This window comes from Cupriavidus sp. DF5525, from assembly GCF_040149425.2.
Lineage (GTDB): Bacteria > Pseudomonadota > Gammaproteobacteria > Burkholderiales > Burkholderiaceae > Cupriavidus > Cupriavidus pickettii_A.
Genome location: NZ_CP168266.1, coordinates 2,558,031 through 2,583,172 on the forward strand (window position 1 = coordinate 2,558,031; position 25,142 = coordinate 2,583,172).

The window sequence follows — 25,142 nt, forward strand, 5'->3', positions numbered from 1 at the left end:
AAGCCTTGTGCGGCGCCGGCTTGCGGCGCCACGGGGAGCGGCCCGAAGGCCTGGGGTGGGTTCGCCGGCGCCCACTTCGGAGGTCGTTCCGGCTATTGCCGGTGTGACGTAAAAGGCGTGACCGGGGCGGTCCCCGGCGCGGCGAACAGGCGGTAGTTTACCCGCATTGCGCGCGCACCCCTTGAAAGTGACGAATGGGGCTCAGAGGGGCTATGCATCGGCATGACCGGCCGCTCATACGCGCATGCCGATGCGCCGGAAGAGATCGCCCAGTTCTTCCTCAGCGAATTCCATCCGGAACGCTTCAGCGAGGACTTATACGGTGCGCCGCATCTTTGTCGGCGCGCGGGGCGAGGCGGTGGAGCGGGAGGTGCCGGGGTCGAGGACGGCGGCGGTGTGTTGAAGTGATAAGGGGGAGGGCTTTGATGCGCCTGCCCTCTCCCCCGCAGGCGGGAGAGGGGAGAAAACCAGCGTCTGCCGCTGGTCTTTATCCCTTCTTCGCCGAAATCACCGCCTCTGCCACATTGGCCGGCGCCTCGGCATAGTGCTTGAACTCCATCGTGAAAGTCGCACGCCCCTGCGTCAGCGAGCGCAGCGTGGTCGAGTAGCCGAACATCGTCGCCAGCGGCACCTCGGCGCGCACGATCTTGCCGCCGCCGCCCGCGATGTCTTCCATGCCGTGGACCATGCCGCGGCGCGAGGACAGGTCGCCCATCACGTTGCCGGTGAATTCCTCGGGCGTTTCCACCTCGACCGACATCATCGGCTCGAGCAGCGTGGGCTTGGCCCGGCGCATGCCTTCCTTGAAGGCGATCGAGCCGGCCATGCGGAAGGCGTTTTCATTGGAATCGACGTCGTGATACGAGCCGAACACCAGCGTGGCCTTGATGTCGACCACCGGGTAGCCGGCCAGCACGCCTGACTGCATGGTCTCCTTGATGCCCTTGTCCACCGCCGGGATGAACTCGCGCGGCACCACGCCGCCCTTGATCGCGTCGACGAATTCATAGCCGCCGCCATGCGGCAGCGGGTCGAGGTTGAGCACCACGTGGCCGTACTGGCCGCGCCCGCCGGACTGCTTGATGAACTTGCCTTCCACGTCCTTGACCGCGTGGCGGATGGTCTCACGGTAGGCCACCTGCGGCTTGCCGACCGACGCTTCCACGCCGAACTCGCGCCGCATGCGGTCCACCAGGATTTCCAGGTGCAGCTCGCCCATGCCGGAGATGATGGTCTGGCCGGATTCCTCGTCGGTGGCCACGCGGAAGGACGGGTCCTCCTGCGCCAGGCGGTTCAGCGCGATGCCCATCTTTTCCTGGTCGGCCTTGGTCCTTGGCTCCACCGCCTGCGAGATCACCGGCTCGGGGAAACTCATCCGTTCCAGGATGATGACCTTGTCGGGGTCGCACAGCGTGTCGCCGGTGGTGGCTTCCTTCAGGCCGACCGCCGCCGCGATATCGCCGGCGCGCACTTCCTTGATCTCGTGGCGCACGTTGGCATGCATCTGCAGGATGCGGCCCAGGCGCTCGCGCTTGCCCTTGAGCGGGTTGTAGACGCTGTCGCCGGAATTGACCACGCCGGAATACACGCGGAAGAAGATCAGCTGGCCGACAAACGGGTCGGTCATGATCTTGAACGCGAGCGCGGAGAACGGCTCGTCGTCGGTCGGGTGGCGCTCGGCGTGGCGGTCGTCCTCGGTATGGCCCATGATGGCGGGCACGTCGGCGGGCGAGGGCAGGTAGTCGACCACGGCGTCGAGCATGCTTTGCACGCCCTTGTTCTTGAAAGCGCTGCCGCACAGCATCGGCACGATCTCGTTGGCGATGGTGCGCTTGCGCAGGCCACGCTTGATCTGCTCTTCGGTCAGTGGCTCGCCCGCCAGGTATTGGTTAAGCAGCGCCTCGTCGGCCTCGGCGGCGGCCTCGACCATCTTGTCGCGCCATTCCTGCGCGGTGGCGAGCAGTTCGGCCGGAACGTCCTGGTATTCAAAGCGCACGCCCTGGCTGGCATCGTCCCAGACGATGGCCTTCATCTTGACCAGGTCGATCACGCCCAGGAAGTGGTCCTCGGCGCCGAGCGGGATCTGGATCGGCACGGCGCGGCCCTTGAGGCGATCGGCGATCTGCGTCTGCACGCGGAAGAAGTCGGCGCCGACGCGGTCCATCTTGTTGACGAAGGCGATGCGCGGTACCGCGTACTTGTTGGCCTGGCGCCAGACGGTTTCCGATTGCGGCTGCACGCCGCCCACCGCGTCGTAGACCATGCAGGCGCCGTCGAGCACGCGCATGGAGCGCTCGACTTCGATGGTGAAGTCGACGTGTCCCGGCGTATCGATGATGTTGATGCGGTGTTCGGGGTAGTTGCCGGCCATGCCTTTCCAGAAGGCCGTGGTGGCAGCCGAGGTGATGGTGATGCCGCGCTCCTGTTCCTGCTCCATCCAGTCCATGGTGGCAGCGCCATCGTGCACTTCGCCCAGCTTGTGGTTGACGCCCGTATAAAACAGGATGCGCTCGGTCGTCGTGGTCTTGCCGGCGTCGATATGCGCGCTGATGCCGATGTTGCGGTAGCGCTCGATGGGGGTCTTGCGGGGCACGGTGTTCTCCATGGGTGAAACACGCTGGAATAGAGTAGCACCACTGGCCGTTTGCCGTTGCCCCTGCGGTGTGCAGGGGGACGCGGCAGAGACACCGTACCTCAGCGTCTGAGGCCGACCTAAGGTTCTGCTGCTATACGTTGCGGATTCCTCCCATCCTGCACGCCTTCGCGTCTCCCTATGCTGGCGCTGCATCGCGCAGCGGCCTGTTTGCCGCCCTGTCATCCCACCCTGCCCCCTTTAGGGGATGCGCCGCCGGAGCTGTTCCTTCAGCCGATGCCTCCCACGGACTACGGACCCACGCATGACAACCATCCTGATCGTTGACGACCATCCGGCGATGCGGCTGGTGCTCAAGAACCACCTGCTGCAACTGCTCGGCGTGGACGAAGTGATCGAGGCTGACAACGGACAGTGCGCGATCGAGCTGGTGCGCCTGCGCACGCCCGAGCTTGTGTTGCTGGACCTGGACATCCCGCGCTCGAGCGGGCTGGATGTCGCCCCGCGCCTGCGCGCGATCCATCCCCAGATACGCATCCTGGTGGTGACGGCGCTGGACCCGGCGGTGTTCGTCAGCCGCTCATGGCAGGCGGGCGCGCAGGGCTTTGTCAGCAAGACCCAGGACCTCAAGGAAATCCTGCGCGCGGTCGAAGCGGTGCTGGCCGGCTACACCGTGTTCCCGGCCATGGGCCGCGACGGCGCGACGCGCCAGGCCATGTCGGCGGACGAGGAGATGCTGCGGCGGCTGTCCGACAAGGAACTGGTGGTGCTGCAGATGCTGGCGCGCGGCATGTCGTACAAGGCCATCAGCACCAGCCTCTTTATCAGCAACAAGACCGTCAGCAGCTACAAGGCCCGGATCATGGCCAAGCTGCAGGTGTCGTCGCTGGTGGAACTGGTGGGCTTTTGCGCGCCGGTGCCGGCTGACGCCGTAAGTGACCCCTTCCTTCTCATTAGACATCGTATGACTTAGGCCGCAAGCCGCGCCTGCGCGCGGCGGGCCGTCAGGCCGGGCCGGAGGCCTTGCGCAGCCGTTCCCGGCTGTTGGTCAGGTGCATGCGCATGGCCGCCTTGGCGCCATCGGGGTCGCGCCGCTCGATCGCGTCGTAGATGTTCTCGTGCTCGATATTGACGCGCTCCAGGTACTGCTCGCGCTCGGGCGTGCTGACCTGCAGGCGGCTGCGCGGGATCACCATGGTGCCCAGGTGGCCCATGATGTCGGTGAAATAGCGGTTGCCGGTGGCGCGCGCGATCGCCAGATGGAAGGCGAAATCGCTGTCCACGGCGTCATTGCCGGCGCCGGCGTTGCGCTTGATTTCGTCCAGCGCCTGGCGCATCGCCGCCAGCTGCGCGTCGGTGCGGCGCGTGGCGGCCAAGCCCGCCGCCTCGGCCTCCAGGCTGACGCGGAATTCCAGCATGGCCATCACGTCCATGGCGGTGCCGAGCGCATCCGGCCCGATGCGGAAAGGCGAGGGCGCCTCCGCCGCGCGCGCCAGCACGAAGGTGCCGATGCCGTGGCGCGTCTCCACCAGCCCGCTGGCCTGCAGCCGCGACAGCGCTTCGCGCACGACCGTGCGGCTCACCCCCATCGACGCCATGATCTCCGACTCGGTTGGCAGCTTGTCGCCAGGCTTGAGCCGGCCCTGGCTGATCTCTTCGCCGAGGGTTTGCACCACTTCCTCGGCAAGCGTGCGGCCGCGGCGGCGCAGCGGCGCAGGAGTGACGGGCGGGGCGGACTGGGCGGAAGTAGAGTTAGGCATGGCGGATACGGGTGGGGTTTCCCGGACTTGACCGGTTCGAGATGGCCTCATTATACTGGGTTATCAGTCATACGATGACAGATAACATACGCAACACGATGTGTCGGGTGGACGATACTACGCTCGACTCGGAAATGCCGGAGACACCCCAGAAATGACCCAATCCGCCGCCGCCGCCCATACCCCGGTCGTCACCGAACTCACCGTAGTCCCCGTGGCCGGGCATGACAGCATGCTGATGAACCTGTCAGGCGCCCATGGCCCGTACTTCACGCGCAATATCGTGATCCTGCGCGACAGCGCCGGCCATACCGGCGTGGGCGAAGTGCCGGGCGGCGAGGGCATCCGCCAGACGCTGGAAGATGCGCGTCCGCTGCTGGTCGGCCAGCCCATCGGCCAGTACCAGGCCATCCTGAACCGCGTGCGCGCCACCTTTGCCAGCCGCGACGCCGGCGGCCGCGGCCTGCAGACCTTCGACCTGCGCATCACCATCCACGCCGTGACCGCGCTGGAGTCGGCGCTGCTCGACCTGCTCGGCCAGCACCTGGAGGTGCCGGTGGCGGCACTGCTGGGCGAAGGCCAGCAGCGCGACGCCGTGGAGATGCTCGGCTACCTGTTCTATATCGGCGACCGCCAGCGCACTACGCTGGACTACCGCACCGAGCCCAACGCCGAAAACGATTGGTTCCGCCTGCGCAATGAAGTGGCGATGACGCCCGAGGCCGTGGTGCGCCTGGCCGAGGCCGCCTACGACCGCTACGGTTTCAACGACTTCAAGCTCAAGGGCGGCGTGCTGCGCGGCGAAGAAGAGATGGAAGCGATTCTCGCACTGGCCGAGCGCTTCCCAAAGGCGCGCATCACGCTGGACCCCAACGGCGCCTGGTCGCTGGCCGAGGCCGTGCGCCTGTGCCGCGACAAGCGCGGCGTGCTCGCCTACGCCGAAGACCCGTGCGGCGCCGAGGACGGCTATTCCGGCCGCGAGATCATGGCCGAGTTCCGCACCGCCACCGGCCTGCCCACCGCCACCAACATGATCGCCACCGACTGGCGCCAGATGGGCCATGCGGTGCGCCTGCAGTCGGTCGACATCCCGCTGGCCGACCCGCACTTCTGGACCATGCAGGGTTCGGTGCGCGTGGCGCAGATGTGCGCCGAGTGGGGCCTGACCTGGGGCTCGCATTCGAACAACCACTTCGATATCTCGCTGGCGATGTTCACCCACGTGGCCGCGGCCGCGCCGGGTCGCGTCACCGCCATCGACACGCACTGGATCTGGCAGGACGGCGAACCGCTGACCAAGGCGCCGCTGAAGATCGAAGGCGGGCTGGTGCAGGTGCCCAGGACGCCGGGCCTGGGCGTGGAACTCGACATGGATGCGTTGGGCCGTGCCCATGCGCTGTACCAGAGCAAGGGCCTGGGCGCGCGCGACGATGCCATCGCCATGCAGTTCCTGATCCCGAACTGGAAGTTCAACAACAAGGCGCCCTGCATGGTGCGCTGAAGGTGCACTAAGGCAGCCCCGACAATCCCATCCAGCAACATCCACGGCCGCCGTCGCCACGACGGCGGGCCAGTCCCAGTACAAGACACAGCAGGAGACAGACGATGTATCCCTTCCAACGCACTGGCGCGCTGCGCCTGCAAGACTGGCTGCGCGCCATGGCTTTCGGTTCGGTCCTCGCGGTGGCGGCGCTGAGCGCCGGCACGGCGGACGCGGCGCAGGAATGGCCGCAACGCCCCGTGTCGGTGGTGGTGCCGTTCCCCGCGGGCGGCTCCAGCGACACCATCGCGCGCATGCTGACGCAGCCGCTCAATGACAAGCTCGGCCAGCCGTTCGTGGTCGACAACAAGCCTGGCGCGACCGGCGCGATCGGTGCGACCTTCGTCAAGCGCGCGCCCGCGGACGGCTACACCATGATGGTGGCCTCGATCGGCGTCTATGCCGTCAACCCGTTCCTGCAGAAAAACCTGGGCTATGACCCGGCCAAGGATTTCGACCTGCTGACGGTGGCGGTGCGCGCGCCCAACGTGCTGGTAGCCAACCCGAAGTTCCCGGCCAACAACCTGCAAGAACTGGTGGCCCATATGAAGAAGAACCCGGGCAAGGTGAGCTTTGCCTCGTCCGGCGCGGGCTCTTCCGACCACCTGACCGCCGCGCTGTTCTGGCAGAGGACCGGCACCGACGGCCTGCACGTGCCCTACAAGGGCGGCGCACCGGCGATCTCGGACCTGCTCGCCGGCCAGGTCGATGTGTCGTTCCAGAACGTCAACGCTGTGCTGCAGCACATCCGCACCGGCAAGCTCAAGGCGCTGGCGGTGACTTCCGACAAGCGCTCGGCAGTGCTGCCTAACGTGCCCACCATGGCCGAAGCGGGCGTGAAGGACGTCGAGGTCTACTCGTGGCAAGGCGTGGCCGCGCCGCGTGGCCTGCCCGCCGACGTGAAGACGCGCCTGCACGGCGCGTTGGTGGGCGCGCTGAACGATCCCAAGATGCGCCAGAAGCTGGCCGAGAGCGGCTTCGAGGTGGTCGCCAATACGCCGGAGCAGTTCAACCAGTTCGAGGCCCAGGAGCTGGAGCGCTGGAAGACCGTGATCGAGAAGGGCCGCATCGTGCTGGATTGAGCGCACGGACCCCGACCACACCCAATTAAAGACTCGACCGCGCCGGCCGCCGCACGTCAACCGTGCCGCGCCGGCGCATTGCAACGACAACGGAGACACAACATGACCCAGGGACGCCGCATCTTCCTCAAGCAGACTTCCGCGCTGGCCGCGGGCATCGCCGCCGGCCCGCTCGCCGGCCTGGCCACCGGCGCGCACGCCGCGCAGCAGGCCTGGCCGACCCGCCCCATCCGCCTGGTGGTGCCGTACACCGCCGGCGGCTCGTCCGACATCATCGCGCGCCTGATCAGCAAGCAGCTGGGCGAGGCGCTGGGCCAGTCCGTGGTGGTGGACAACAAGCCGGGCGCCAACGGCAACGTCGGCGCGGCGATGGTCGCGCAGGCCACCGACAACCACACGCTGATGCTGTGCGATATCGGCGCGCTGGCGATCAGCCCGTCGGTGTACACCAAGCTGAGCTTCAATATCGCCAAGGACCTCAAGCCGGTGACGATGCTGGCCTACTCGCCGCACCTGCTGGTGGTGCATCCGTCGGTGCAGGTCAGCAACCTGAAGGAACTGGTCGAGCTGTCCAAGCGCAGCCAGCTGAACTTCGCCGTGACCGCGATCGGCAGCGCGCCGCACCTGGCGGGCGTGGCGGTGGAACAGGCCACCGGCGCCAAGTGGCAGTACGTGCCGTACAAGGGCGGCTCGCAGGCGATCGCCGATACCGTCGGCGGCAGCGCGCAGGTGCTGATGAACGGCATGCTGGCCACGCTGCCGCATGTGCAGTCGGGCAAGCTCAAGGTGATCGCCCAGTCCAAGCGCACGCGCATGCCGCTGCTGCAGAACGTGCCGACCATCGCCGAGCAGGGCGTGCCGAATTTCGAGTCGGGCACGTGGCAGGGCGTGATGGCGCCGGCGAGCATGCCGGATGCGCTGGTGGCGCGCCTCAGCGCCGAGCTGATCAAGATCATCCGTGCGCCGGAACTGCGCTCGCAACTGGTGGCGCAGGGGGCTGAAGTGGTGACGATGACGCCGGCTGAAACCGGCAAGTTCTTCTCCACCGAGCAGGCGCGCTGGGCCGGTGTCGTCAAGCAGGCCGGCATCAAGCTGGACGCCTGAAGCGCAAGCTTGCGGCCGGCAATGCCGGCGGCAATTCAATAGCAGCTCCAACAAGAAACGCCCTTCGCGGGCGTTTTTTGTTGGACGCTACTACTTAAAAGAAGCGGCCCCGCGCGCGGCGGGGCCTGGGCGATCAACCCTTCACTGCTTCCGGCAGCAATGCCTGCGGCAGGTTCTGGTAGCAGACCGGACGCAGGAAGCGATCGATCGCGGTGGTGCCGACAGAAGTCGAGCGCACATCCGAAGTCGCCGGGAACGGCCCGCCATGCACCATCGCGTAGGCCACTTCCACGCCGGTGGGGTAGCCGTTGCACAGCACGCGGCCGGCCTTGCGCTCGAGCACCGGCAGCAGGCGGCGCGCGGCGTCGTGGTCGGCGTCGTCAAGCTGCATGGTGGCGGTGAGCTGGCCTTCGAGCTGGCGTGCCAGTGCGAGCATTTCCTCCAGGTCGCGGCAGACCACCAGCACCGTCGACGGGCCGAAGACCTCGGCCTGCATGCGATGATCGGCCAGGAACTGCGCCGCGGTGGTTTCGAACATCACCGGGCGGGCCTGGTTGGTGCCGGTGGCTGCCACGCCATTACCGATGCGCTGCAGCCCGTCGAGCGACGACAGCTGCGCCACCCCCTTCTCGTAGGCCGCATGGATGCCCGGCGTCAGCATCGTCGCCGCCGGCTTGCCCGCCAGCGCGTCCAGCGCCGCGGCGCGGAACTGGTCGAGCGCCGGGCCTTCGATGCCGATCACCAGCCCGGGGTTGGTACAGAACTGACCGACGCCCAGCACCAGCGAATCCACCAGCTGGCGGCCGATTTCGGCGCCGCGCGCTTGCAGCGCGGCGGGCATCAGGAACACCGGGTTGATGCTGCTCATCTCGGCGTAGACGGGGATCGGCTGCGGGCGTGCGTTGGCCGCCTGCATCAGCGCCATGCCGCCCGAACGCGAGCCGGTGAAGCCGACCGCCTGGATCGCCGGATGCGACACCAGCGCCGTGCCGACCACATTGCCCGCGCCGACCAGCAGCGAGAACACGCCTTCCGGCAGGCCGGCATCACGCACCGCCTTCTGGATCACGCGCCCGACCAGCTCGGACGTGCCCAGGTGCGCCGAGTGCGCCTTGACCACCACCGGGCAGCCAGCGGCCAGTGCCGAAGCGGTGTCGCCGCCGGCCACGGAAAACGCCAGCGGGAAGTTGCTGGCGCCGAACACCGCCACCGGGCCGATGGCGATGCGTTGCATGCGCAGGTCGGGGCGCGGCGGATTGCGCTCGGGCAGCGCGGCGTCGAAGGTGGCCTGTTGCCAGCGGCCTTCGCGCAGCACGGTGGCGAACAGGCGCAGTTGGCCGGCGGTGCGGCCGCGCTCGCCCTGCAGGCGTGCAATGGGCAGGCCGCTTTCCAGGTTGGCGCGCTCGATTAGCGTGTCGCCCAGTGCCTCGATGCCCGCGGCGATCGCCTCGAGAAAGGCCGCGCGCTGCTCGGGCGTGGTGTTGCGATAGGTGTCGAAGGCAGCTTCGGCCAGTGCGCAGGCGCGCTCGACGTCGGCCTGGCCGCCACCGTGGAAGTCAGGGCCAAGGGCTTCGCCCGTGGCCGGGTTGATGGCCTGCAGCAGGGATTCGGAGCCGCGCACGGCTTGCGCGCCGATCAGCATGTCGCCGGTGATGTGCATGGAAGGTTTCCTTGTCAGCGTAATTTGTGTGAGAACAAGCGGAACAAGCCGGCCGGAGGGCAATGTGCCCCGCGGCCGGCCTGTCGATATGCAATGCAGGACGGATTACTGCGGGCCGAGCTTGTTGATCAGCGTGCCCAGCATTTCCATCTCTTCGTCGGTCAGGTCGGTCAGCGGCGCGCGCACCGGGCCGGCATCGCGGCCGACCAGGCGGGCACCTGCCTTGACGATGCTGACGGCATAGCCGGCCTTGCGGTTGCGGATGACCAGGTACGGCAGGAAGAAGTTGTCGATCAGGCGGCCCACGGTGTCGTGGTCATCCGCGGCGATGGCGCGGTAGAAGTCCATCGCGGTCTTGGGGATGAAGTTGAACACCGCCGACGAATACACCGGCACGCCCAGCGCCTTGTAGGCTGCGGCATAGACCTCGGCGGTGGGCAGGCCGCCCAGGTAGGAGAAGCGGTCGCCCAGCTTGCGGCGGATGCTGACCATCGCCTCGATATCGCCCACGCCGTCCTTGAAGCCGATCAGGTTGGGGCAACGGTCGGCCAGGCGGGCCAGTTGTGTGGCATCCAGCCTGGAGTTGGCGCGGTTGTAGACGATCACGCCGATATCCACCGACTTGCACACCTCTTCCACGTGGGCGGCGATGCCGTCCTGGCTGGCTTCGGTCAGGTAGTGCGGCAGCAGCAGCACGCCGGCCGCGCCCAGGCGCTGGGCTTCCTGCGCGTAGGCGATGGCGGTGCGGGTCGGGCCGCCGGCGCCGGCCAGGATGGGCACCTTGCCGGCGCAGGTGCGGACCGCGGTGTCGACCACGGCGGTGTAGTCGGCCGGAGTCAGCGAGAAGAACTCGCCGGTGCCGCCGGCGGCGAACAGTGCGGTGGCGCCGTACGGAGCCAGCCATTCCAGGCGGTCGGCGTAGGGCTTGGGCGCAAAGTTGCCTGCGCGGTCGAAGTCGGTGACGGGGAAGGAGAGCAGGCCTTCCGAGACGATTTTCTTGAGTTCGTTGGGTGCGAGCATTGGCGAATTCCTGATCGGGCCGGGGGCCCAGGGTGGCGGTTGTCGGTCAACCCGGTCCTGCGGGACATTCGAGTTATCAGTCATCGTACGACAATGACCGGGTAAAGGCAATAGGGTGAAGGGACCGTCGGGGTTTACAGGGAGGAACGCGGTGTTTCGGCGGGAAGGCGCGCCGGCAGTAGGACTGAGCGGGGAGGGCAAGCGTGCGTTGAGGCGCTTTCCCGATGCCCCGCCGAGGGCTTGCCGCGATGGCGCTGTTGTAGGACAACGTAATTCAGCATCGTGCCTCAGCCGACATATCAAGCCGCCTCGCGCGCTCAGTAAATTTGAAACACCCATGCAAACGCGCCCGGTGCATTGGGCCTTCGCGACTGGCACACTGGCATCCTGGACTGACGGGGAGAGAGCGGTGGGAGAGTTACAGGCCTTGCTGGAAAACCACGGGCTGATGCTGGTGTTCCTGAACGTGCTGGTCGAGCAGGCGGGCCTGCCGATTCCGGCGTATCCGATGTTGTTCGTGGCCGGCGCGCTGGGCATGCAGGAGACCGGGCCGTCGATCGGCGCGGTGCTGGCCGCCGTGATCATCGCCTGCCTGATCGCCGATACCGGCTGGTACTTTGCCGGGCGCCGGCTCGGGCAGCCGATGCTGCGCACCATCTGCAAGGTCTCGATCTCGCCTGATTCCTGCATCCGCCAGACCCAGTCGCTGTACCTGCGCGTGGGCCCGCGTTCGCTGGTGTTTGCCAAGCTGCTGCCGGGCGCCGGTGCGCTGTCCACCGCGATGGCCGGCATGACCGGCACGCCGCTGTCGGTGTTCCTGTTCTACGACGCGATCGGCTCGCTGGTGTGGGCTGGCAGCGGCTTGCTGGTGGGCGTGGTGTTCAGCGATTTTATCGATGCCATCCTGGAGGGCTTCAGCACCTACGGTCACATGGCGGTGGTGGCGGTGGTGGCGGCATTTGCGCTGTTCCTGGCGTGGCGCTGGTGGCGCCGCTTGCGCCTGCTGCGCCGCACCCGGCGCGTGCCGCGCATGTCGGTGGATGAACTGGAAGCGCGCCGGCAGGCCGGCAGCCTGCCCGTGGTGATCGACGTGCGCGCGCATGGCGATGTGCCGATGGAGCGCATCCCCGGCTCGGTGGTGCTGGACCTGCAGGGGGCGCTGGACAGCCTCGACGCGCTCGGCGTGCCACCCGAGAAGGCAGACATCGTGGTCTATTGCGCCTGCCCCCATGAGCTGTCCGCCGCGCTGCTGGCCGAGCACCTGCGCACCGCCGGCTATGCCAGGACCTGGGCACTGGCCGGCGGCTTCGACGAATGGAAGCGGCGCCACGGCGACGCTGCGCCGGCCGCGACGCACACCGATCCGGGCCACGCCGCGGCGGGTTGACGGCTGACACCGGGCGCCTGGCGCCAGGACGCCTGCCGCGCTTGGCGGATATCACCGCGCCAGGCCAGCCGCTTCGCCATGCGCCGCCGCCTATACTTGGCGCAGACCGACTGCAACCGGGAGGCCCGCATGACCGCGGAAGAGCACGGATCCGGGGGAACTGGCGGAACAGGCGATGAGGCGACCCGCATCGCGCACCGACGCCGCCAGCTCGGCATCGCGCCGCGCGTGAGCGAAGGCCAGCGCAACTGGGCGCTGGCGCTGTCGGGCGGTGGCATCCGCAGCGCCACCTTCTGCCTTGGCGTGATGCAGGCGCTGTCGGGCACTGAGCTGCCCGCCGAAGCCGTGCAGCCGGCGCCCGCCCCGGAAGCCCCGGCGCAGCACCCGGTCACGCCGGCCGCTGCGACCGCGGCAGCGGCGCAGGCCGTGCCGGGCCTGGCCTCACTGCTGGCGCAGTTCGACTACCTGTCCACCGTCAGCGGCGGCGGCTATCTCGGCGCCTTCTTCGTCAGCCTGTTCGTGCCCGGCCGCCTGCGCCGGGGCACCAGCCCGGTCCAGGCCGCGGCCGACGCCTACCACACGCTGCAATGCGAGCCGCCTGGGCGCATCCACACCTCGGTGTCCTACGCCGCCGATCCCGGGCGCGGCGCGGTGGCGTGGCTGCGCGAGAACGGCCGCTACCTGTCGCCCACCGGCGCCGGCGACAACCTCTATGCCGCCGCGCTGGTGGTGCGCAACTGGCTCGCCATGCATTACGTGATCGGCAGCGCGCTGCTGGTGTTGCTGGCCGTGCTGGCGCTCGGCCAGCACGTCGCGGTCGGTGTGTCCTATGGGCTCGGCCGCTATGAGATGGACCTGCTGCACGACGCGCGGCAGGCCTTCAACGAAGGGCGCTACGCAATCTGGTGGAGCACGCTGCTGTGGCTGCCGCTGGTCACGGCCGTGGTCGGCGCGGTGCCGCCCGGGCTGGCGTACTGGCTGGTCTATCCGCGCGCCAACGATCCGCAGGCGGCGGCGCGCTTTCTTGCCCCGGCGCCGCTGGTGGCCACGCTGCTCGCACTCATGCTGCTGGGCGCGGCGCGCTGGTCGGAATGGCTCGGCCGCGGGCTGGTCACTGGCGGGCTGTTCGCCACGCTCGGCGTGCTGACACTGCTGGGCGTGCTGTGTTGCCTGCTGCTGCTGCGGGGCGAGCCGCCCACCGTGGCCGCCTACCGCGTGCGCGCCACGCGCGCGCTGCGCGGCGCCTTTACGCTGACGCTGTGGCTGGCGGCGCTGGGCCTTGCCGATACCGCCGCGCGTACCGCCTACCTCTATGCCCACGCAGTGCGCCATCCGTGGGGCGCGGCGCTGCCGGCGGGCGTGCTCGGCGTGCTGGTCTGGCTGGTGCGCTACGGCTCGCGCTGGCTCGACGAAGGCCGCAAGGGCAGCGCCGCTACGCCGTGGCGTGCGCTGGGTGCCAGGCTGCCGGTGTCGCTGCTGGCCGGCGCGGCGGCGGCGGTGCTGGCGCTGCTGCTGTTCGTGCTGTGGTCGTGGCTGGTGCTGTGGGTGCGCTGGGACGGGCGCGAGCCGGTCGACTGGCTGGTGTACGGCACCGCCTATACCGGTCCGGCCCTATTCACGCTGACCGTGGTGGCGCTGGTGCTGGCGTTGGTGGCGGGGCAATTTGCCGGCTTCCTGAACCTGTCCACGCTGCAGCCGTTCTACGCGGCGCGGCTGACGCGCGCGTTCCTGGGCGCGTCCAACGGCGAACGCTTTGCCGCGCCCGATCCGGGCGCGGACCCGGACGGCCGCCAGCGCGAACGCTTCAGCGTGGCCGAGCCGGTGGCGGGCGACCAGCTCAGCCTGAACACCTATTACGATCCGCGCGTGCTGGCGCCGCTGCACCTGATCAACGTCACGCTGAACCTGACCGTCGACCCGGCCGAACAGCTGGTGCAGCGCGACCGCAAGGGCAAGCCGCTGTGCCTGGCGCCCGGCGCCTGCGTGGCGCAGCCGGGCGCGGCGGCCACCCTCGCGCCGGATGCGTACGCGCGCTTCACCATCGATGGCTGGGCCTGCTGCCCCGATGTGTCATGGCCTTCGTCCGGCAAGCTGGCCCAATCGCGCACCGTGGGCGACTGGATCGCGATCTCGGGCGCGGTGGTATCGACCGGGCTGGGGCGCGCGACCACGCTTGGCACCTCGCTGCTGCTTGGCCTGGCCAACCTGCGGCTGGGCACGTGGTGGCCGTCGTACCCGGCCAGCCATGCGCGCGAGGGCGGCCGCCGGGGCCGGGCGCGGCGCCAGCCCGAACGCGCCTCGCATCCGTGGCTCGCCGCCGGCATGGCGCTGTTTCGCACGCAGTATTACCTCGGCTGCGAGCTGGCCGCGCGCTTCCATGGCACGCGGCGCGGCTGGCAATACCTGTCCGACGGCGGCCACTTCGACAACACCGGTGTCTATGAACTGCTGCGTCCCGGGCGTGACGTCTCGCTGATCGTGCTGTGCGATTGCGGCGGCGATCCCGACTACCGCTTCGGCGACCTGGCCAACCTGATCCGGCTGGCGCGCATCGATTACGGGCTCGAGATCGTGGTCGATACCGAGGCGGCCACCACGCATCCGGTGCTGAGCCGCGTCTTCGGCGTGCCGGAGGATTTCCTGCCGGGCGCGGAGGGTGACGACAAGCGGCCAGACAAATGTGCGGTGCTGCTCAACGTCTATCGCACCGAGCCGGGATGCGCGGCGCCGCGCGCGCGGGTCTGCCGCATCGTGCTGCTCAAGCCGCGGCTGGTGTCATGGGCGCTGGCGGACGTGCGCCAGTACGGCGCGGCGCATCCCACCTTTCCGCAGCAAGCCACCGCCGACCAGTTCTTCGATGAGGCGCAATGGGAAAGCTATCGCGCGCTGGGCCATGCGATCGGCCAGCGCGTGCTGGGTGGCGTCGTGGGGCGCGCGCTGCTGGCCTGAGGCAACTAGAGGCACAACAAGAGGCAACGGCGCGCCGGGCCGTCGCCGATACCCACGCCGCCCGAAGGGCCGCGATCCGGCCGCCAGCACGATTGGCCCGGCCTCTCTAAGATAGCGATCCATCCGCATTGCCGCGGCGGCGCAACGTGTTGCGTACGCCGCCTGCCATCGACCATCATGCATCGCGAACAAATCCCCACCGAAGCAGGCGTCGCCTGGTCCGTGCTAGACCTCGCCCCCATCCCTGAAGGCAGCGACGCTGGCCAGGCCATGCGCAATTCGCTGGACCTCGCCCGCCACGCCGAGCAACTGGGCTATCACCGCTTCTGGCTGGCCGAGCATCACAACATGCCCGGCATCGCCAGCGCCGCCACCGCGGTGCTGATCGGCTATGTCGCCAACGGCACGCAGAGCATCCGCGTGGGCTCGGGCGGCGTGATGCTGCCCAACCATTCGCCGCTGGTGATCGCCGAGCAGTTCGGCACGCTGGCCTCGCTGTACCCGGGCCGCATTGACCTGGGTCTGGGCCGCGCGCCCGGCACCGACCAGGCCACCGCGCGCGCGTTGCGCCGGCACCTGTCGGCCGACAGCGCGGATACCTTCCCGCAGGATGTGGAAGAACTGCAGGCCTACTTCGATGACGTGCGTCCCGGCCAGCGCCTGCGCGCGGTACCGGGCGCGGGGCTGAAGGTGCCGATCTGGCTGCTGGGATCGAGCTTGTTCAGCGCGCAGCTGGCTGCGGCGATGGGATTGCCGTTCGCCTTTGCCTCGCACTTTGCGCCGGGCTTCATGCGCCAGGCGGTGGACCTGTACCGCCGCACGTTCCGGCCGTCGGAAACGCTGGACCGGCCCTATGTGATGCTCGGCCTCAATGTGTTCGCGGCCGAGAGCGGCGACCACGCGCGCCGGTTGTTCAGCTCGCTGCAGCAGCAGTTCCTGGCGCTGGTGCGCGGCACGCCCGGGCAATTGCGCCCGCCGGTGGACGATATAGAGTCGCTGTGGACCGAGAGCGAGGCCGACCATATCCGCCGCTCGCTGGCCTGCTCGGTGGTTGGCGATGCGGAAACGGTGCGCGCCGGCATGCAGCGCTTCGTCGACGACCTGCGCCCGGACGAGCTGATGCTGACCGGCCAGATCTACGACCACCAGGCGCGGCTGCGCTCGTTCGCCATCGCGGCCGAGGCAGCGCGCAGCCTGAAGACCGCGGCAGGCGTCTGAACGACGTCAGGCCGCCAGCCCGGGATGCCGACATTGCGCGCATCATCGACTGCGCTTGCTCGGCCAGAACCTGCGCGGCGGCGGCCGCGTTTTCGTCCCTTGAGCGGCCGCCGGGCCGGCTGAGGGCGGGATGCCGTGGGCGCCACTTGCAAGGCCGGCGGCGCAGGCCCCAGGGATTCTCGTTTGCGTGCGGCCGACGCGCTCGGATACATTAGAAGGCCCGGAGATACCAGAAAGGCGCAGCCACGCAGCCCGCGCCCCGACAGTCCGCCCGATCCACCGCCCACAGGGACCACTCCCAGGGCCGACGGCAGCGACGACCAGGAGACAGCGATGGACCTGCGGCAACGCGAGCACATCGAAACAGTGGTCCAGGCCACCACATACATTGCCCCGCCCGCCGTGCTGGCGGACCGGATCGCGCACGACGCCATCATCCAGAATTCATGGCGGCGCTGCGTGCACCAGTACGGGCTCGATCCCTCGCGCATGCAGGAGGCGCGCATCCTGCCGCAGCCGCGGCTGCGCGAGCACCAGGAACGCATCGACGACTTCGCGCGCATCGCGCGCCACGGGCTGCAGAGTCTGTACGGCCAGGTGGGCGGGCTTGGCTACGTGGTGCTGCTGACCGATGCGCAGGGCGTGACCGTCGACTATATCGGCGACGCCCGCAGCGATGCCGCGCTGCGTCATGCAGGCCTCTACCTGGGCGCGGAATGGAGCGAGAGCGGCGCCGGCACCTGCGCGGTCGGCACCGCGCTGGTCACGGGCCAGGCGCTCACCGTGCACCAGGCCGACCATTTCGACGCCACGCATATCCCGCTGACCTGCACCGCCGCGCCGCTGTTCGACACGCACGGCAACCTGCACGCCATCCTCGACATCTCCGCACTGACCTCGCCGCAGGCCAAGGACAGCCAGGGGCTGGCGCTGCAACTGGTGCGCATCTACGCCGCGCATATCGAGAACGCCAACTTCCTGCGCGCGCACCGGCGCGACTGGATCCTGAAGCTGAACGTGGCGCCCGAGTTCGTCGACGTCAATCCCGAATACCTGCTGGCGCTGGACGATGCCGGGCGCATCGTCGGCCATAACCATCGGGCCCGGATGATGCTGGAGGGTGAGCTGGACGGCGCCACGGTACTGGCCCAGCCATTCGAGAAGCTGTTCGACGCCCGGCTGGAAGACCTGGGCCGCTATGTCTATTCGCGCCCGAGCGAGCAGCGGCTGGTGGCGCTCAACCGCAGCAGCGGCCTGCTCTACCTGAGCGTGATGCCACCCGCGCTGCGCTGGCAGGCACCGGCAGCCGAAACACCGGTAGCGATGCCTGCCGCGCTGGCCGCGCTGACCGGCGGCGATGCCGCGCTGCAACAGCAACTGCAGCGCGCCGCGCGCCTGGTCGATTCGCCGATCAACCTGCTGATCCACGGCGAGACCGGCAGTGGCAAGGAGTTCTTCGCCAAGGCGCTGCACCAGGCCAGCGCGCGCCGCGACGGGCCCTTCGTCGCGGTGAACTGCGCGGCGATCCCGGAATCGCTGATCGAAAGCGAGCTGTTCGGCCACCTGCCCAACAGCTTTTCCGGCGCGGGCCCGCGCGGCAAGCGCGGCCTGATCCAGGAGGCCGACGGCGGCACGCTGTTTCTTGACGAGATCGGCGACATGCCGCGCGAGCTGCAGTCGCGGCTGCTGCGCGTGCTGGCAGAGGGCGAGGTGCTGCCGGTCGGCGCCGCGCGGCCGGTGCCGGTGCGCTTGCGGGTCATCTCGGCCACGCACCACGGCCTGGAGCAGCTGGTGGGCGAAGGGCGCTTCCGTGAAGACCTCTATTACCGGCTCAATGGCGCGCGCTTCGAGCTGCCGCCGCTGCGCGCGCGCACCGACCTCGACTGGCTGATCCGCAAGCTGTTGCAGGAGGGCACGGGCGATGCTGCCACGCTGTCGCCGGCGGCGCGCGAGCGGCTGCACGCCTATCGCTGGCCAGGCAACCTGCGCGAACTGCGCAACGTGCTGGAGTACGCGCGCGCGGTCTGCACCGGCGGCTATATCGAGGCGCATGACCTGCCGGACGGCCTGGCTGCACCTGCCGTTTCCGCCGCGCTGCCGGAGTCGGCCAAAACACAGTCCCCCTCCACCGCACCGTTCGATCCGCATCAACTGCCGCCCGAAGGCATGCTGCTGATGCAGTACCTGCGCGCATCGGGCTGGAACCTGAGCGCGGTCGCGCGGCAGATCGGCATCAGCCGCATGACGCTGTACCGCCGCATGGAGCGCTACGGCATCCAGTCGCCGAACCGGCGCGACGGTGCTGCGGAGCCGTCCGACAAGTAGGCCGCACGGCCGCGATACGGTTGTCCATGTCCTGTACACCTGCGCTGTGACACCTGTCACAGCGCAGCGTCGCTGTTTGTCCTTTTCCTGCGGGTAATCCCTCGGTTTTTCGCGCCTGCCGGGCCCGCGCGCGCTGGCACATCCATTGCGAATACGCCTGTCAAGACAACGACAACAGGAGACAGGCAATGGAGCACGCAACGGGCGCCGGGGCGCCAGTGGTCGGCATCATCGCCAATCCGATTTCCGCGCGCGATATCCGCCGCGTGATCGCCAACGCCAACAGCCTGCAACTGGCCGATCGCGTCAATATCGTGCTGCGGCTGCTGGCCGCGCTGGCGTCATGCGGTGTCGGGCGCGTGCTGATGATGCCGGACCGCGAAGGACTGCGCGTCATGCTGGCGCGGCACCTGGCACGCCGGCAAGGACCGGATTCGAACCTGCCCGCCGTCGAATACCTCGACATGCCGGTCACCGCGCGCGTCGACGATACGCTGCATGCCGCGCGCTGCATGGCCGATGCGGGCGTCGCCGCGATCATCGTGCTGGGCGGCGACGGCACCCACCGCGCCGTGGTGCGCGAATGCGGCGCGGTGCCGATCGCCGGGCTGTCGACCGGAACCAACAACGCCTACCCCGAAATGCGCGAGCCCACCATCACCGGACTCGCCGCCGGGCTCTACGCCACCGGCCGCGTGCCGGCCAGGGACGCGCTGGCATCGAACAAGCGTCTCGACATCGTCATCCGCAACGGCGACGGCGGCTTTCGCCGCGATATCGCGCTGGTCGATGCGGTGATCTCGCATGAACACTTCATCGGTGCGCGCGCGCTGTGGAAGACCGACACGCTCGCCGCCGTCTACGTGTCCTTTGCCGATCCGCAGGCCATCGGCCTGTCGGCCATCGCCGGGCTGCTGGAGCCGGTGGGCCGGCGCGAGCCCGGCGGGCTGGCGATCGAACTGGCCGCACCTGGTGAAGGCGAATTTGACCTGCGCGCGCCGATTGCGCCGGGCCTGCTGTGCACCGTGCCGGTGGCAGGCTGGGAGCGGCTCGAACATGGCCGCCCGCACCGCGTGCGCCAGCGCAGCGGCATTGTCGCCCTCGACGGCGAGCGCGAACTGGCCTTCGGCCCCGGCGACGAGGTCACCGTCACTCTGCATGAACACGCTTTCCGCAGCATCGACGTGGCGGCCTGCATGCGCTATGCCGCGCGCCACCACCTGATGCGCAGCCTGCCGCAACAAGCGGCCGTTTGATGAAGCGCGGGCGCACCGCCCGATTTTTTCCCTGCCTTTATTGAAGTGCAACACCTGAAAACGAAGGAGACAGACATGACAGCCAGAGCTTCACAAAATCCCGCCGCGCTGCCGCTCGACAAGGAGACGCTGCTGACGGTGTACCGGAAGATGCGCACCATCCGCGATTTCGAGGAACGCCTGCATGTGGATTTCGGGCGTGGCGATATCCCGGGCTTCGTCCACCTGTATGCGGGTGAGGAAGCCGCGGGTGTCGGCATTCTGCACCACCTGAACGACGGCGACCGCATCGCCAGCACGCACCGCGGCCATGGCCACTGCATTGCCAAGGGCGTGGATCCGGTGGCGATGATGAAGGAGATCTACGGCAAGAAGGGCGGCTCGTGCAACGGCAAGGGCGGCTCGATGCATATCGCCGACCTCTCCAAGGGCATGATGGGCGCCAACGGCATCCTCGGCGCGGGCGCGCCGCTGATCTGCGGCGCCGCGCTGGCGGCCAAGTTCCGCGGCAAGGGCGAGGTCGGCATCACCTTCTGTGGCGATGGCGCGTCCAACCAGGGCACCTTCCTGGAAAGCCTGAACCTGGCCGCGGTGTGGAACCTGCCGGTGATCTTCGTGATCGAGAACAACGGCTACGCCGAATCGACCTCGCGCGACTACGGCACCGCGGTCGACAGCTACGTCGATCGCGCCGCCGGCTTCGGCATCCCGGGCGTGACCGTGGATGGCACCGATTTCTTCGCGGTTTATGAAGCGGCCGGCGAAGTCATCCGCCGCGCGCGCGAAGGCGGTGGCCCGTCGCTGCTCGAATGCAAGATGGTCCGCTTCTATGGCCATTTCGAGGGCGATGCGCAGACCTACCGCGCCGAGGGCGAGCTCGACGATATCCGCGCCAACAAGGATTGCCTGAAGCTGTTCGCCCGCACGGTGACGCAGGCCGGCGTCGTGGCGCGCGAGGAGCTCGACACCATCGACCGCGAGGTCGCCACGCTGATCGAGCATGCTGTGCAGGAAGCCAAGGCCGCGCCGCTGCCCGGGCCGGAAGACCTGCTTACCGACGTCTACGTCAGCTACTGATCCGCCCACGCCAAACCAACTATCAGGAGACAAACCATGGCTCGCAAACTGAGCATCAAGCTGGCGATCAACGAGGCGATCGACCAGGAAATGACCCGCGACCCCAGCGTCATCATGCTGGGCGAAGATATCGTCGGTGGTGCCGGCGCGGACGGCGAGAAGGACGCCTGGGGCGGCGTGCTGGGCGTGACCAAAGGCCTGTACGCCAAGCATGGCGACCGGCTGCTGGACACGCCGCTGTCGGAGTCGGCCTATGTCGGCGCGGCCATCGGCGCTGCGGCCTGCGGCATGCGCCCGATCGCCGAGCTGATGTTTATCGACTTCATGGGCGTGTGCTTCGACCAGATCTTCAACCAGGCCGCCAAGTTCCGCTACATGTTCGGCGGCAAGGCCGAGACGCCGGTGGTGATCCGCGCGATGGTCGGCGCGGGTTTTCGCGCAGCCGCGCAGCACAGCCAGATGCTGACGCCGCTGTTCACGCATATCCCCGGGCTGAAGGTGGTGTGCCCGTCTACCCCGTATGACACCAAGGGCCTGCTGATCCAGGCGATCCGCGACAACGACCCGGTGATCTTCTGCGAGCACAAGAACCTGTACGGGCTGGAGGGCGAGGTGCCAGAAGGCGCCTATGCGATCCCGTTCGGCGAGGCCAATATCGTGCGCGACGGCAAGGACGTGTCGATCGTCACCTATGGGCTGATGGTGCATCGCTCGCTGGAAGCGGCCGCCGCGCTGGCGAAGGAGGGCATCGAGGCGGAAGTGATCGACCTGCGTACGCTTTCGCCGCTGGACATGGACACCGTGCTGGAATCGGTCGAGAACACCGGCCGCCTGGTGGTCGTGGACGAGGCCAGCCCGCGCTGCAATATCGCCACCGATATCTCCGCGCAGGTCGCCCAGCAGGCTTTCGGCGCGCTCAAGGCCGGCATCGAGATGGTGTGCCCGCCGCATACGCCGGTGCCGTTCTCGCCCACGCTGGAAGACCTGTACATCCCCAGCGCCGCGCAGATCGCTGATGCCGCGCGCAAGACCATCAAGGGAGGCAAGCACTGATGGCAACCGCTTTTACTCCCACTATTACCCCGATCGTGATGCCCAAGTGGGGCCTGTCGATGAAGGAAGGCACGGTCAATGCCTGGCTCGTCGACGAGGGCACCGAGATTGCCGTGGGCATGCCGATCCTCGACGTGGAAACCGACAAGATCGCCAATGCGGTGGAGGCGCCCGATGCCGGCACGCTGCGCCGCAAGGTGGCGCAGGCCGGCGACGTGCTGCCGGTCAAGGCGCTGCTGGGCGTGCTTGCGCCTGTGGAGGTGAGCGATGCGGATATCGATGCGTATGTCGCGGCTTATGAAACGCCGGAGGACGACGGCGGCGAGGAAGATGCCGCCTCTGCCTACCAGTTTGCCGAGGTGGACGGCATCCGCATCCGCTATGCCCGCAAGGGCAGCGGCGCCGAGACCGTGCTCTTCATCCATGGCTTTGGCGGTGACCTGGACAACTGGCTGTTCAACCTCGACCCGCTCGCCGACGCGTACACCGTCGTGGCGCTGGACCTGCCCGGACACGGGCAGTCGTCGCCGCGGCTCGCGGGCACGACGCTGGCGCAGATGGCCGGCTTTGTAGCGCGCTTTATGGATGAGACCGGCATCGAGGCAGCGCACGTGGTCGGTCATTCGATGGGCGGCGGCGTTGCCGCGCAGCTGGCGGTGGATGCGCCGCAGCGGGTACTGTCGGTGGCGCTGGTCTCGCCGGTGGGTTTTGGCGATACCGTCAACAGCAGTTATACCGAGGGCTTCGTCAATGCGCAGTCGCGCCGCGACCTCAAGCCCGTGGTCGAACTGCTGTTTGCCGACGCCGGGCTGGTCAGCCGCCAGATGCTCGACGACCTGCTGCGCTACAAGCGGCTGGACGGTGTCAGCGAGGCGTTGACGGCGCTGGGGCAGGGCCTGTTCGGCGGCGGTCGCCAGACCGAGCAGCCCGGCCAGCGGCTGGCCGGCAGCGGCAAGCGCGTGCTGGTGGTGTGGGGCGGGCAGGACCGGATCATCCCGGCCGAGCACGCCGAGAGCGCGCCGCCGGATGCGACCGTCAAGGTCTTTGCCGACGCGGGCCATATGAGCCAGATGGAAAAGGCGAACGAGTTCAATGCGCTGCTCAGGCAGCACCTGGCGGGCTGATGCCGGCGCGCGGACGGCGGGCAGCGATGCCGCCGTCCGCGCGATCACGAAAGGAGTTCCAATGACGACAGAACTGAAGACGCGACTGACGCAGATCAACCAGCAATTCGCCGCGCTTGGCAAGGCCCAGCCCGGCGCCATGAGCGCCTTCCAGGGGCTGATGAAGTCCGCTACCCAGGATGGCAGTTTGTCCGCTGCCATCAAGGAGCTGATCGCCGTCGCGCTGGCCGTGCAGAAGGGCTGCGACGACTGCGTGCTGTTCCACACCAGCCAGGCGCTGCGCCATGGCGCCACGCGCGAGCAGCTCGCCGAAGTGCTGGCCATCAATATCGAGATGGGCGGCGGGCCCGGCGCCATGTACGGTTCGAAGGCGCTGGCTTATTTCGATGCACTTAACGCCTAGCCTTGCTAGACTCGGCGCATTGCAGCCACCGGGCAGGAGCCATGCCATTTGAATTCGTCGATGCTGCCGGTATTGCGCAGGCGGATGCCGATCCGCTGCAGGACGAACTGGCATTGCTCGAACTCGCGGCGCAGGGCCGGCAGGTGGCGCAGCTGTGGGAAGCCCCGCTGTCGCTGGTCGTGCCACGCACCTACCTGCGCCACGCAGCGCTGGAGACAGCGCGCGCCGACTTCGCACGGCAGGGCTGTCCCGTGTTCCTGCGCATGTCGGGCGGCGGGCTGGTGCCGCAAGGGCCCGGCATCCTGAACCTGAGCCTGGCGTACGCCGTGGGGCGGCCGCCGGGCGCGCTCAGCGACGCCGTCTACCTGCACCTGTGCGAGGTCATCGGCAAGGCGCTGCAGTCGCTGGAGGTGGATACCCATTGGCAGGCGGTGACCGGTTCGTTCTGCGACGGGCGCTACAACCTGGCATGGGGGCCGTCAGACGCGGCGCGCAAGATTGCCGGCACGGCGCAGTACTGGCGGCGCGCACCGGCCGCCATGCAATCGCCCGACGGGCAGCGCCACCTGGTGCTCGCCCACGCGGTGTTGCTGGTGACCGCCGATCCCAGGCCCATCAACGCGCGCGCCAATGCGTTCGAAGCGGCCATCGACAGCGGGCGGCACTACGATGCAGGCAAGGTCGTCAGCGTGCGCGAGGCGCGCTCGGCGCAGGGGTTGGATGTCGACGATGACGCTGCGCTGATGGCGCAGGTATCGGCGGCCTTGCAGCAAACCGTCGCGCGGACACCGCCACCGACCTAACCGCCTGGCAGGAAGCGGATGTCGCCGTACCAGGCACGCGCGGTAGTGTTGGTGTTGTCGGTATCGGTCATGACGCCGTACGCCTTGAGCGGGCCCGGCGGTTCGTGGAATACCCGTTCATAGTCCTTCACCACGTTGCGGCGCAGGCTCTGCCATTTGCCCGCGTCGCCCGCTTCGCCCGACACCACGATCATCTGCACCCGGCCAGTATGCGGATTGGGGATGACGCTGCCGGGCGCGGCGCTCGGCGACCAGACATACATCAGCGTGGCATAGGGCAGTTCTTCGCCCCCCAGGCTCTTGGCGAGCTGCATGGTGGTGCGGTCGCCGAGCGAGAGCTTGCTCTTGTCGCCTTCGAAGAAGAACACCAGGCGCGCCGGCGCGTCCTCATGCGCGCCATCGCTGCTGTCTGCGCCGGGGATAGGGGCTTCGGCTTTCCAGCGCCATGCCACGACCGGCGTACGGGCCAGGTCGATATCGCCTTCATGCATCAGTGCCGACGCGGAATGGCTGGCGTCGGCCTGCAGTACCGTGGTGCGGCCGTCGGCCACCAATTGATAGCTGGTGATGGCCTTGCCTTCGGCCACCGGTAAATTTTTCCAGTCGGGTGGCAGGGCACTGCCCGGCTTGCGCGCGGAAACGGAGAGCCCCGGCTTGTCGCTCTGCGCGAGGGAAGGCAGCGCGGCCAGCAAGAGCGTGGCACACAGGGCAATGCGCAGGGCGGGCGTGGTCGTCATGATGGTCGGTACGGAGGGTTTGGCATTGGCGTGATGCAAAGCTTGTGCCCA

Annotated in this window: 18 protein-coding genes and 2 pseudogenes; 15 read left to right on the forward strand and 5 right to left on the reverse strand. The window is 68.3% G+C overall.

Annotation, left to right across the window (positions count from 1 at the left end; genetic code table 11):
* Nucleotides 1-156: 156 nt before the first annotated feature.
* Nucleotides 157-312: pseudogene (locus tag ABNX08_RS32875) on the forward strand (DUF1338 domain-containing protein); the annotation flags it as partial.
* A gap of 175 nt (nucleotides 313-487) precedes the next feature.
* Here the strand turns inward: ABNX08_RS32875 and fusA are convergent.
* On the reverse strand, nucleotides 488-2,593 hold the full coding sequence (gene fusA / locus ABNX08_RS32880; protein WP_022537368.1) for an elongation factor G: 2,106 nt from the start codon (nucleotides 2,591-2,593) through the stop codon (nucleotides 488-490).
* Between the two features lie 304 nt (nucleotides 2,594-2,897).
* Between fusA and ABNX08_RS32885 the strand changes: the two are divergent.
* Nucleotides 2,898-3,528 (forward strand): annotated as a pseudogene (locus ABNX08_RS32885) (response regulator).
* Between the two features lie 69 nt (nucleotides 3,529-3,597).
* Here the strand turns inward: ABNX08_RS32885 and ABNX08_RS32890 are convergent.
* The gene (locus tag ABNX08_RS32890; RefSeq protein WP_022537370.1) at nucleotides 3,598-4,353 is read right to left on the reverse strand and encodes a FadR/GntR family transcriptional regulator; all 756 of its coding nucleotides are present in this window, start codon (nucleotides 4,351-4,353) and stop codon (nucleotides 3,598-3,600) included.
* 154 nt (nucleotides 4,354-4,507) lie between these two features.
* On the opposite strand from ABNX08_RS32890, the gene gudD reads away from it, so the two are divergent.
* The 3 genes from gudD (at nucleotide 4,508) to ABNX08_RS32905 (ending at nucleotide 8,079) form a co-directional block, all read left to right on the forward strand.
* Complete coding sequence (gudD, locus tag ABNX08_RS32895) at nucleotides 4,508-5,854, forward strand: glucarate dehydratase (protein ID WP_022537371.1); 1,347 nt, start codon at nucleotides 4,508-4,510, stop codon at nucleotides 5,852-5,854.
* Nucleotides 5,855-5,958: 104 nt separating this feature from the next.
* Nucleotides 5,959-6,975, forward strand: a complete 1,017-nt coding sequence (locus ABNX08_RS32900; protein WP_022537372.1) for a tripartite tricarboxylate transporter substrate binding protein — start codon at nucleotides 5,959-5,961, stop codon at nucleotides 6,973-6,975.
* A 102-nt stretch (nucleotides 6,976-7,077) separates the two neighbouring features.
* A complete protein-coding gene (locus ABNX08_RS32905; protein ID WP_022537373.1) occupies nucleotides 7,078-8,079 on the forward strand; it encodes a tripartite tricarboxylate transporter substrate binding protein in 1,002 nt (333 codons plus the stop codon).
* A gap of 133 nt (nucleotides 8,080-8,212) precedes the next feature.
* On the opposite strand, the gene ABNX08_RS32910 is transcribed toward ABNX08_RS32905, so the two are convergent.
* The gene (locus ABNX08_RS32910) at nucleotides 8,213-9,739 is read right to left on the reverse strand and encodes an aldehyde dehydrogenase (NADP(+)) (RefSeq protein ID WP_022537374.1); all 1,527 of its coding nucleotides are present in this window, start codon (nucleotides 9,737-9,739) and stop codon (nucleotides 8,213-8,215) included.
* A gap of 105 nt (nucleotides 9,740-9,844) precedes the next feature.
* Nucleotides 9,845-10,759, reverse strand: coding sequence for a 5-dehydro-4-deoxyglucarate dehydratase (kdgD, locus tag ABNX08_RS32915; RefSeq protein ID WP_022537375.1), 915 nt, complete (start codon nucleotides 10,757-10,759; stop codon nucleotides 9,845-9,847).
* Between the two features lie 409 nt (nucleotides 10,760-11,168).
* Here kdgD and ABNX08_RS32920 point away from each other — a divergent pair, with 409 nt between their 5' ends.
* The 10 genes from ABNX08_RS32920 (at nucleotide 11,169) to ABNX08_RS32965 (ending at nucleotide 24,354) form a co-directional block, all read left to right on the forward strand.
* Nucleotides 11,169-12,146 carry a DedA family protein/thiosulfate sulfurtransferase GlpE gene (locus ABNX08_RS32920; RefSeq protein ID WP_022537376.1) on the forward strand — a complete coding sequence of 326 codons (978 nt, stop codon included), beginning with the start codon at nucleotides 11,169-11,171 and terminating at the stop codon, nucleotides 12,144-12,146.
* Between the two features lie 129 nt (nucleotides 12,147-12,275).
* Nucleotides 12,276-15,095: a hypothetical protein gene (locus ABNX08_RS32925; RefSeq protein ID WP_022537377.1), complete on the forward strand. Its 2,820-nt coding sequence runs from the start codon at nucleotides 12,276-12,278 to the stop codon at nucleotides 15,093-15,095.
* Nucleotides 15,096-15,272: 177 nt separating this feature from the next.
* The gene (locus tag ABNX08_RS32930) at nucleotides 15,273-16,313 is read left to right on the forward strand and encodes an LLM class flavin-dependent oxidoreductase (RefSeq protein ID WP_022537378.1); all 1,041 of its coding nucleotides are present in this window, start codon (nucleotides 15,273-15,275) and stop codon (nucleotides 16,311-16,313) included.
* Nucleotides 16,314-16,646: 333 nt separating this feature from the next.
* Nucleotides 16,647-18,638 carry a sigma-54-dependent Fis family transcriptional regulator gene (locus tag ABNX08_RS32935; RefSeq protein WP_022537379.1) on the forward strand — a complete coding sequence of 664 codons (1,992 nt, stop codon included), beginning with the start codon at nucleotides 16,647-16,649 and terminating at the stop codon, nucleotides 18,636-18,638.
* Nucleotides 18,639-18,826: 188 nt separating this feature from the next.
* Entirely contained in the window at nucleotides 18,827-19,894 is a 1,068-nt protein-coding gene (locus tag ABNX08_RS32940; protein ID WP_022537380.1) for an ATP-NAD kinase family protein, read from the forward strand.
* A gap of 75 nt (nucleotides 19,895-19,969) precedes the next feature.
* Nucleotides 19,970-20,971, forward strand: a complete 1,002-nt coding sequence (locus tag ABNX08_RS32945; protein WP_022537381.1) for a thiamine pyrophosphate-dependent dehydrogenase E1 component subunit alpha — start codon at nucleotides 19,970-19,972, stop codon at nucleotides 20,969-20,971.
* A gap of 36 nt (nucleotides 20,972-21,007) precedes the next feature.
* Nucleotides 21,008-22,024 (forward strand): alpha-ketoacid dehydrogenase subunit beta, encoded by a 1,017-nt coding sequence (locus tag ABNX08_RS32950; protein ID WP_022537382.1) that lies wholly within the window; start codon nucleotides 21,008-21,010, stop codon nucleotides 22,022-22,024.
* Nucleotides 22,024-23,148: an acetoin dehydrogenase dihydrolipoyllysine-residue acetyltransferase subunit gene (locus ABNX08_RS32955; protein ID WP_022537383.1), complete on the forward strand. Its 1,125-nt coding sequence runs from the start codon at nucleotides 22,024-22,026 to the stop codon at nucleotides 23,146-23,148. Before ABNX08_RS32950 ends, ABNX08_RS32955 begins: the two co-directional genes overlap by 1 nt.
* A 61-nt stretch (nucleotides 23,149-23,209) precedes the next feature.
* The gene (locus ABNX08_RS32960; RefSeq protein ID WP_022537384.1) at nucleotides 23,210-23,551 is read left to right on the forward strand and encodes a carboxymuconolactone decarboxylase family protein; all 342 of its coding nucleotides are present in this window, start codon (nucleotides 23,210-23,212) and stop codon (nucleotides 23,549-23,551) included.
* Between the two features lie 41 nt (nucleotides 23,552-23,592).
* Nucleotides 23,593-24,354 carry a hypothetical protein gene (locus ABNX08_RS32965; protein ID WP_022537385.1) on the forward strand — a complete coding sequence of 254 codons (762 nt, stop codon included), beginning with the start codon at nucleotides 23,593-23,595 and terminating at the stop codon, nucleotides 24,352-24,354.
* Here the strand turns inward: ABNX08_RS32965 and ABNX08_RS32970 are convergent.
* Nucleotides 24,351-25,091 carry a DUF3047 domain-containing protein gene (locus ABNX08_RS32970; RefSeq protein ID WP_022537386.1) on the reverse strand — a complete coding sequence of 247 codons (741 nt, stop codon included), beginning with the start codon at nucleotides 25,089-25,091 and terminating at the stop codon, nucleotides 24,351-24,353. The two genes, ABNX08_RS32965 and ABNX08_RS32970, sit on opposite strands and share 4 nt — an antisense overlap.
* Nucleotides 25,092-25,142 lie beyond the last annotated feature (51 nt).